Here is a 9,437-nt window from a genome sequence, read left to right as displayed (position 1 = left end):
CACCTTCGGCTCGCGAATGACATAGAACATAATCAGACCGAGTATCAGTCCGGGGAGCGCTACGAGAGCAAACACCCACCGCCATGTGACGAAGCTCAGCAGTTGCGTCGCGATGATGGGCGCTTGTGGTGGCGGGGCACTTGAACGTGGGATTTTCTTGATTTCGAGCGCGGCATGATTAAACCCCCTACGCCTCTTCTAGCCTGCACGCGTCGTGGCCAAAGCGGGCGCGCGCCACAGCTTAAGAAAGCGAACTCAATTTCACAGTGCCCGTGCCGACAACCGGTACGTGATTGTCCGCGGCGCGCTTGCCCGGAAAACCAATCCGAAACGGTCGGCGAGCGGGTGACTGGCAGGAGGAATCACCACCCGACCCAGGTCAAAAAAGCTGTTGGCTGACTCGACACCCACAGCGAAATGTCGTCCCGACCAGGGTTCGTGAGTTCGCCCACCGTTGCTAATCCACAGCAAGGCATCGGGCAGCTCGCTGGCATTCCAGTTGAGGCTCACCTGCGCACGCTCCTCCGGATACCGCAAGATAAAAGGTGGTTGACATCCGGAAATCTGCATCAGCTCTTCGGTGCTTTCCGCCAATGGCAGTCGAGAAGCGTTCATCGAACCTTTCGTCGTCGGGATTTCTGCCAGAGACGCGAACGCACGGTTCGGCAGAATCTGCGAGATGCCGGGTTCCTGCGGGACCGGATAGCTATAGATGGACTGGCTGGAGCAGGCAATAACCTCCACGCCTCCGTCGGGGATGGCGAAAGTCGGATGCAGAGCGAACGGCATCACGACGTCGCCCCGGGCATGCACGGTAAGCGAAACCAGCAAGGCGGGCGTATTCGGGTCCGCTTCGACCTTACGCTCAAGTTTTTCAATTGCACTGTCGGCCGGATACGCGATTTGAAGCAAGAGCATGTGGGCGGTCTGTTTCACCAGTGTCCACATGTGATTTGCACCGTACCCGTGGACCCAGCCGTCACTGGCCTCGCGATGACCAAACTCAGCGGGAAGGCCCGCAGGCGCTTCAACCATCCCAAACGGCAGACAGGGCCATTCACCGCGCAGCGCACGCATAAGTCCATGCTGGCGGCCGTCATCGGTCCAGGCGGCCACCTGCATGGGAGAGACAGAGCGTCCTTCGCCGATGTCAAAACGCACAGGTGCGAGCATGCCACCCAGTGATTGGACCTCCGCCTCGCCGTAGTCCCAGCCAAGCTTCCAGCGCTCGATTGTGTCCATCATGTCGTCTCGTTAGTTTCGCCAGAAATCCGCATCAGAACCGGCCGCGCAGCGCAATAACTTCTGCGCGTCGGTCCGGACTGGCCCGCCTTACGACGACCAGTGGAACTGGACATCCGCCCGGTCTCGCGTGGCATCAATCAACCGCGCGTTCACCTCGTCGGTCTGCTCAACCCATTGCTTTGCTGCGCCCTCGTCACGACCGAAGCTCATGTGACGGCCGACGAGCCGTTGCTGGCGCAGAGCCGAGTCGACGTTGACGTACCAGATTTCGTCGAGCAGGGGCCGGACACCCTTCCAGTGGCCGTGCTCGAACAGAAGGTAGTTGCCTTCGGTGATGACGAGCGGTGTATCGGGCGCGACCGGAATTGCGTTGGCGATGGGCTCTTCTATCTCGCGGCGGAAAGAAGGTGCGTAGACCGTTTCGTCATCACGCTGCTCGCGCAGCCGACGCACCAGCGCGACATAGCCTGCGCTGTCGAATGTATCTTCGGCACCTTTACGAGATGCCCGACCGAGGCGTACAAGCTCCGCGTTCGCCAGATGAAACCCGTCCATCGGGACAATCACAACTTTGCCAGGGAAGGCATCGAGGATTGCCTGGGAAAGGGTCGACTTGCCGGCTCCCGGCGCGCCGACCAGTCCGAGAATGTGGCGACGTCCGCCAGTGGTCAACTGGCGCAGCCGGCTCAAATAACGGTCTTCAATCATGGACATCATCCAGATATTTTTTCAGGCGTCGGGAGCGCGTGCATTGCGCTCGCCGACGCCACGTTGCAGCCCGTGTTTCAGAATCCCGACACGTCTGATGCCGCGCTACGTGCACGACGCGTTCAGTGATGCGCCTTCGCCATTGCCGCGGCGTTGATTCCGCCAGCCATGAACTCTCGCGCATGCTTTGCCAGGTCCATGCCGTCGTCCCACAGGTTGCGCCAGATAGCCAGAGCGTTGGACAGTTGTTCGTTGACGACCGTCGACGAGAAGCTCTCGAACGTGACAACACCTCTGTAGTTAACCATCGCGAGCGCGTGGAAGAACTGCGAGAAATCGATGGTCCCCGAGCCGAGGTATCCGCGATTGCTCTCGCCGATATGGACGTAAGCAAGGCGGTCGCCGCACCGGAGAACCGGCTGCATGAAGTCGGATTCCTCGATGTTCATGTGATACGTATCGAGGTGAACACCGACGTTTGGCGCGCCGACTTCGTCAATCAATGCCAATGCCTGAGATGCTGTGTTGAGCAGGTTGCTTTCGTAGCGATTGACGACTTCGAGGCCTAGCTTCACGTCCTTCCTGAGCGCAAAATCTGCGATGCGCTTGATGGAGTCGATTGCGTTTTGACGGCCTTTTTTGGTGACCGGCGCGCTGTATTTCGCCATCGCGCCGTACAGGATGCCGCCGAAATATTTGCCGCCGATTTCCGAGGTGATAGTGATTGCCTCCTCAAGCATCGCCACCCCGCGAGCGACCGTTGCAGCATCTTCACTCGACACGTCTGCTTCGAACGTCAGGCCGCGGGAGCAACCAACTTCAAGCCCGAACTCTTGCAGCAGGTCTCGCGTGAGGGCGAAGTCCATAACTTTCGGACCATGCAGCGACAGTTCCGCAAGGTCGAAGCCAGCTTCCTTCGTCGAACTCAAAACCTTGCGCGTCGACTCCGGCGTGAGGTCGCCAGCCCAAACCAGTGCGTGTACGCCGAGCTTGTTCATTGTGTAACTCCTTCAGTTGTGGTCACGCGCTTGCGGACCAAAGTTTTCGAAATGCCGTTCGCCCACGCCCAACGGAAGAGCATCACAGCAAGCAGGAAGACACCCCACAACGCAGTCGCCAGATGCTGATTGGCGCCCAGCAGATTGAGGCCAGAAGCAATGACCTGGAGAATCACGAGAGCGATGACGACCGGTACCACGCGGCCGAAGCCACCAAACGGGTCAACGCGTCCCAGGAAACAGGCCAGCACGGAGATGAGGAGAAATGCTTCGCCATGGCCCACGCGAACCGAATTGAACTGGGCGGCCATCACCACGCCCGCAATGCCGCACATCAACCCCGATAGCATGTAGATTCGGGTAACCGCACGCGTTGTCTGGATGCCGGAGTATCGCGTCGCCTCGAGATTCGACCCAATCATGCGTGTGGCGAAGCCCAGCCGCGACTTCGTCATCACAACGTGCCAAAGTAATGCGCAGCCGAGAAAAATCAGCAAGGGAATGGGTACGCCGAGGAAGACACCGTTGCCCATTTCGCGCACAAACGGCGGGAACCCGGAGATGTCACCTCCACGTGTGAGGAATTCGCCCAGTCCGCGCAAGAAAATCATCATTGACAAAGAGACGAGGATTGGGCTTGCTCCTGTGCGGGCAATGACAGCTCCCATCACCCAACCGGCAGCGGCGCCCGTAGCCAGTGCGGCAGCAATGCCGAGGATGATGGCCATGGCGCCGGCATCCGCTCCACCGTATGTACGAAGCACCCACGCCATCGCCAGGCCGGAAATGTTCGCAGTGAAAGTCACCGAGAGATTGAAGCCACCGGAAATCAGGGGCATCAACATGGCCAGCGTAAAGAAGCCAAGTTCCGGCAACTGGAACGCCACCGAGACGAAAGTGCTCACCGAGAAAAATCGGTCTGATGCGAAACTCAGGACTGCGATAACCAGGACGAGGAATCCAAGCAACCCGGCGACGTCCGCTGGCACAAGCGGCGCGGCCGAACGATGAGATGTAGACGTGTTCATGACGAGGCCTTTACGCCTGGTGACGTGAATCGCGCACCCACGAGCTTGGCGAAGCCGCCACTCGACAAGGTAATGGCGATGAGAATGATGGCTCCGATAATCATCTTGAACGCATACGGCGAGATGCCAAGCAGGTTCAAGCCGTTGGCGGTGATGGCCGTCAGGAGGATGCCGAGGATTGCGCCGAGAATCGTGCCGCGCCCGCCGCCTAACCTTGCACCACCGAGCACTACGGCAGCGAGCACATCCAGCTCACGTCCGTAAAACGCGTTCGGAACTACTTCCTGCACGTAGTGAGCTTGCATCAGCCCGGCAATGCCAGCCATCATGCCGAGCCAGCCGAAGGCGATGTAATGCATTGCGCCTATGTTGACTCCCACGCGACGCGCTGCCTCCGGGTTGTCGCCCATTGCGTAGAGCTGTCGGCCGGTTGTCGTGCGTCGCAGCAGAAACCAGGTTGCGATGACCATAACGACCATCACGGCCACAGGCAGTGCGAGGTTCGCATTGCCACTCGCGGTGGTGAAATGGATGAGGGAGACTCTGTCCGTCCACCAGTCTGGCAAGTCGTAGATAGATACCCCGCCCGTGAGAAACATCAATCCACCGAAGAACACGTTGAACGTGGCAATCGTCACCACAATGGAGACGATGCGAAACCTGTAGATAATCGTGGCGTTGATGGCGCCAAGCAGAAATCCGAAGAATGCAGACACGATGAAACCGAGTGCCCAATTGCCACCGCCGAGTCGCATCACGGTCAATGCAGTGAGGTACTGAACCACCGATGCACCGACGGCGAATGAAATATCGATGCCGCCCGCAATTAGCACGACCAGCAGCCCGACTGCAAAAAGGATGTTGACGGAACTCTGGTTGAGCAGGTCGAACAGGTTCGGCGCGGTAAGGAATGTCGAGGTTGAAAGGCTGAGGCCAATCACCATGATGGCGATAACGAGAATCAGCAGGGCCTCGATCGAACCGATTCCGAGTTTGCGAAAATCAGGCATGGACGTCTCGCTCGATTTGTTCCATCGTTGTCGTTCCCGGCACGTACTCTTTGACAATGCGTCCGTCGCGCATGTGCAGAATCCGGTCGGAGTTGAAGTAGACCTCCGGAATCTCGTCCGAGATAAGCAAGATGGCCATTCCCTCAGAAGCGAGCTTGTGAATGATGGCGAATATGCCAGCCCGGGCGCCGACGTCGACGCCTACGGTGGGTGAATCCAGAATCAGAAGCTTCGGGTTTGTTGCCAGCCACTTGGCGAGCACGATGCGCTGCTGGTTGCCGCCCGACAGTGTGGAGACCGCATCGTCCGGCTTCCCGATTTTCACGGCCAGTTGTTGAATCCAGTCTTGAATCAATGCGTTTCGTTTTTTGGCGGCGATGAGATGGGTACCGTCCAGAAGGTCGTCGAGTACCGCCGCCACCGTGTTGTCGCCAATTGATTGCGGTTGTACGAGTCCGAGTTGGAGACGGTCTTCAGAGACATAGGCTATGCCTGCGCGGATAGCATCACGATTTGTGCGTACCGAGAGGGCTTTGCCGTCTAGCAGGATGGAGCCCGCACCTGGGCGTGTCATTCCGAAGAGCGACAATGCAACTTCCGTTCTTCCTGCGCCAAGGCGTCCCGTGACACCAAGAATCTCGCCCCGTCGCACTTTGAAGGACACGTCATGGTATTGACGGGCGCGTGACAGCCCCTGTACCTCGAGCACAACGGGCGCGTCTGTCAGGTCTGTGGTGCGTACTTCGTAGTCGAAAGTGCGGCCTGTCATCAATTCCGTGAGGCGGGTTTGTGTCATCCCTTCGGTGGGAAACGTGCCGACATACTGCCCATCACGGAAAACGGTCACGCGAGTGCAGACATCCAGCACTTCAGCGAGCCGATGGCTGACGAAAACCACGGCAATGCCATCCGCGGAAAGTCGCCGGACAATTTTCAGCAAAGCTTCAGTCTCAGCGTGGCTGAGGGAGGCAGTCGGCTCGTCCATGAAGACAAGTCGCGCGTCACGAACAAGCGCTCTGGCGATTGCCACCACCTGCCGCTGTGCGATGGACAGCGAGCGAACCGAACGGTTGAGGTCGATGGAAACGCCGAGCCGCTCAAGAATTCGACGTGCCGCCTCCTTCATCTTCCCGTAGCTAACGATGCGCGGACGAGCCCCCAGGTTCTGCTCGAAAGCGATGTTTTCCGCAACGGTCATCTCGGGGAAAAGCGCCAGGTCTTGCCAGATAACCTGAATACCGAGGTCACGGGCTCTCGCCGGGTCCAGACCTTCGATTGACTCACCATCCATGAGCATCACCGCGCCTGGTTCCGGCTGATAGACCCCACTGATAATCTTGATGATGGTGCTCTTGCCGCAGCCATTCTCGCCGGCGAGGCAGAGGACCTCGCCGGGCATGACGTCGAACTTCACGGCCCGCAGCGCCTTAACGCCACCGAAGATTTTGGAGATGTTCTCGAGCTTGAGCAGTGGCGCACGGTCCGCGTCGAGCGCGGCCGATGCCGTGTTCGCAACCCCTCGCTGAGAACCAAGGGTATTGGTGGAAGCTGGATGACTCATGGAAACGCTCCGATGGTACTTGCACGCGACCGGCTGGAGACCAGATGAGTCGTCGTAGCGGTAACTTCCAGGTGAGCGGCGTTACAGCCGCGCTCACCCGTTCGACCAAAGGATTGTCGTCAGAGGCCCAACTTTGCGAGGTCGTCGACGGTTTTGGCGTTGAGGTCCACCAGGTTGTCGACAATCAGGTTGTGTCCATCGGGATGAACAACGCCCAGACCCGGGATATTCGTGCCGTCTTTAATCGGCTGACCCTTTACGAGCATCACACCCAGCGTTACAAACACTTCGCCAGCGACTTCCGGATTCCACATGTATCCGCCGCTCAGCACGCCATCGTGAACGAGCTTTCGGCCTTGTCCTGGCGAGAACGGCCCGAGAACCAGAACCTTTCCTTTCGCCTGCTGCTCGGCAACGGCGCGAGCTGCTCCAATTGGGCCCTGGCTGCCGAACGCAAGGATGCCTTTCAGGTTGGGATGGGCGCGCATCAGGTCGAGCGCAGTTTTGCGCGACGCGTCCACGTCTTCAGCGACACCGTAACGGTCCCCAACGAGGGTCATCCCGGGATAGTTGGCTTTGATATAGGCGTTTGCCGCGTCCGCCCACGCGTTATGCAGCGGTACAGTCAGCGACCCGACGAACACTGCATATTCGCCTTTTCCGCCCAGCGCCTCACCGAGGCGTTTTCCGTAAGCATCGCCAAACCCCTTGACCGAGGCCAGTTCAAAATCCCAATCAGCGTTCTGCTGCTTCGGGGACTCGTGCGTGATGACCTTGATACCCGCTGCCCGGGCGCGCTGAAGAACAGGTTCCAGCACCTGTGCGTCGTTTGGTACGACGCCGATGACGTCTACATGCTGCGCAATCAGGTCCTCGATGGCACGCACCTGAAGCGCAGGGTCAGCGCTCGTCGGCCCGACCATGAACGCCTTGACGCCGAGCTGGTCAGCGCGCTTCTTGATACCCGCTTCCATGGCGTTGAACCATGGAATTCCGCCAATCTTCACGACCACGCCGATTACCGGTTTGTCGGGTGAGGCCGACGCAAAACTTGTCGTCAAAGCGAGCGCGATTGCGCTTGCGCCCAAGGTACGGATGATGTTCTTGAACATGTCTCCTCCGTTGGACGCCCGACCTACCCGGCAGACGGCCGATGAGTGTTAGGAAAGCCCGCTCGTACGTTTTGCAGTGTTGCTGAATCCATTCAGCAAGGCGGGTAGGTGTATGCTGAATCTATTCAGCAAGGCGGTCGACCCGGAGTTACCCGGGTATGGCACCTTTTACGAAAACGGTTACCTTTAGAGCACATGAACGGCGGAAATGCCTCGGAGCAACGTTGATGGCAAGCAGCAACCCAGGACGCAAGTCCACGATTTACGACATCGCAGAGAAGACCGGTTCTTCAACTTCAACAGTGAGCATGGTCCTGAACGGCAATTGGGCCCGCTACCGCATCAAGGAGGAGACAGCGAATCGAATTCTCGAATGTGCCCGTGAGTTCGGGTACAACGTCAACATGAAAGCGCGAGGGCTTCGGCTGTCACGCTCGGGGCTCGCAGGGATGGTTCTTCCGCACTACCGAAACCGCTTTTTTGCAGGGCTCGCTCAGACCTTTGAAGACCTGGCTCGTAGCCGAGGTCTCTGTCCGATAGTCGTAGGTACCCAGCGTGACCCTGCCGTCGAAGTGAATGTCACAAAAACACTTCTGTCGCAACGCGTCGAGTTGCTCTTCATCGCCGGTGTGCGAAACCCGACGCCGTTGAACGCCCTCTGTTCGGCAGCGGGTGTGCCTTCCATCAATCTCGACCTGCCAGGCGACGGAGCGCCGTCCGTTGTTACAGACCATCGCAAAGGAGCGGCGGAGATAACCGGGGTGTTGATTGAGAAATTGCTGGCGCGTGGCCATTCACCGGATGAGCTGGTCCTGTTCGGTGGGGTCGCCAATGAATATGCGACTGAGATGCGTATCACCGGTTTCCGGGACGCTTTCAAAGCTCGCGGTATAGCGCCTGCAAAAGATGCCGTCGAGTGCTGCGGGTATAACGCGGCAGCTGCCAACCGCGCGCTGGCCATTCGCTGCCAGAAGCTCGGGCGCCCCCCATTTGGCCTGCTGATGAATTCGATTACCGCGCTTGAGGGGTTGGTTCAGTTTATGGCGACGTTATCTCACGACGCCTGGAATACCGTGGTCGTTGGCTGCTTCGATTGGGACCCTTTCGCGGCATACCTACCGTTCGATGTAACAATGTTGCGGCAGGACGTGCAAAAAATCATCTCAGAAGCGTTCACGTTGCTTGAAAAGCACGACCCGACCGACAGGTCTCTCATTCTTGTGCCCACGGGATTTGGCAAAAAGTTCGAAGAGGCGGAGCAGACGAAGGAGTTTGACCGCTAAGGGGCGAAGCTGCTCCAACTCTCACTGAACGGACTCACGGCGCCCAACCGCCTGGTCGAGTAGCTTGAGCGGTATTCAACTCGTCAGCTTGATACGACGCCTATCAGGGCTACCGCCCATCCGGCTAATCGCGCTCAGTGGATACGGCCGGGACACGGACGTCGAGGAAGCAAAAGCGGCCGGCTTCGATGATTACCTGATGAAGCCCGTTGAAATCTCGAGTTTGATTGCGGCGATTGAACGGGTTGAGCGGACCGCGATGGCTGCTGACAGCGGTCCGCTCCAATTGGAAGTCGTCACCCGATGAGTCTGCGATAAGCGTTCAGATGCCTAAGGAGCCAGTTCGACCGTTTTCCGATAAGCGGGCTCCGCACCCACAGGGTCGGTATCCGTCAATTGCTCGGCGAGGGCAAACCACTCGTCGGCCTGCTGCTCGCGGCTTTTCACGTCTCGTGGTGCCGTGTCCGCGCATCCCGGCTCGCGGAATACGGC

At 58.7% G+C, this 9,437-nt stretch carries 9 protein-coding genes and 1 pseudogene; 2 read left to right on the top strand and 8 right to left on the bottom strand.

Annotation, left to right across the window (positions count from 1 at the left end; all coding sequences use genetic code 11):
* From QOC89_RS17325 to QOC89_RS17290, 8 genes and pseudogenes are all read right to left on the bottom strand, one after another.
* A pseudogene (locus QOC89_RS17325) lies at positions 1–195 on the bottom strand (MFS transporter); the annotation flags it as partial.
* A gap of 66 nt (positions 196–261) precedes the next feature.
* Entirely contained in the window at positions 262–1,245 is a 984-nt protein-coding gene (locus tag QOC89_RS17320) for a hypothetical protein (RefSeq protein WP_323046136.1), read from the bottom strand.
* Between the two features lie 87 nt (positions 1,246–1,332).
* Positions 1,333–1,953 carry a nucleoside/nucleotide kinase family protein gene (locus QOC89_RS17315; RefSeq protein ID WP_323046135.1) on the bottom strand — a complete coding sequence of 207 codons (621 nt, stop codon included), beginning with the start codon at positions 1,951–1,953 and terminating at the stop codon, positions 1,333–1,335.
* A gap of 122 nt (positions 1,954–2,075) precedes the next feature.
* The gene (locus QOC89_RS17310; protein ID WP_323046134.1) at positions 2,076–2,951 is read right to left on the bottom strand and encodes a sugar phosphate isomerase/epimerase family protein; all 876 of its coding nucleotides are present in this window, start codon (positions 2,949–2,951) and stop codon (positions 2,076–2,078) included.
* Positions 2,948–3,979, bottom strand: coding sequence for an ABC transporter permease (locus QOC89_RS17305; protein WP_323046133.1), 1,032 nt, complete (start codon positions 3,977–3,979; stop codon positions 2,948–2,950). Before QOC89_RS17305 ends, QOC89_RS17310 begins: the two co-directional genes overlap by 4 nt.
* Entirely contained in the window at positions 3,976–4,989 is a 1,014-nt protein-coding gene (locus tag QOC89_RS17300) for an ABC transporter permease (RefSeq protein WP_323046132.1), read from the bottom strand. Before QOC89_RS17300 ends, QOC89_RS17305 begins: the two co-directional genes overlap by 4 nt.
* Positions 4,982–6,550 carry a sugar ABC transporter ATP-binding protein gene (locus QOC89_RS17295; RefSeq protein WP_323046131.1) on the bottom strand — a complete coding sequence of 523 codons (1,569 nt, stop codon included), beginning with the start codon at positions 6,548–6,550 and terminating at the stop codon, positions 4,982–4,984. The genes QOC89_RS17300 and QOC89_RS17295 overlap by 8 nt, the downstream gene beginning before the upstream one ends.
* 119 nt (positions 6,551–6,669) lie before the next feature.
* Complete coding sequence (locus QOC89_RS17290; RefSeq protein WP_323046130.1) at positions 6,670–7,662, bottom strand: substrate-binding domain-containing protein; 993 nt, start codon at positions 7,660–7,662, stop codon at positions 6,670–6,672.
* 227 nt (positions 7,663–7,889) lie between these two features.
* Here QOC89_RS17290 and QOC89_RS17285 point away from each other — a divergent pair, with 227 nt between their 5' ends.
* Together QOC89_RS17285 and QOC89_RS17280 are read left to right on the top strand one after the other, a co-directional pair.
* Positions 7,890–8,945, top strand: coding sequence for a LacI family DNA-binding transcriptional regulator (locus QOC89_RS17285; RefSeq protein WP_323046129.1), 1,056 nt, complete (start codon positions 7,890–7,892; stop codon positions 8,943–8,945).
* A 64-nt stretch (positions 8,946–9,009) separates the two neighbouring features.
* Entirely contained in the window at positions 9,010–9,252 is a 243-nt protein-coding gene (locus QOC89_RS17280; protein WP_323046128.1) for a response regulator, read from the top strand.
* Positions 9,253–9,437 lie beyond the last annotated feature (185 nt).

Origin of the sequence: Paraburkholderia sp. (assembly GCF_034668105.1) — a bacterium.
Taxonomy (GTDB): domain Bacteria; phylum Pseudomonadota; class Gammaproteobacteria; order Burkholderiales; family Burkholderiaceae; genus Paraburkholderia.
Note: the sequence above shows the minus strand (reverse complement) of the source record. Positions and strands in the feature narration are given on the sequence as shown.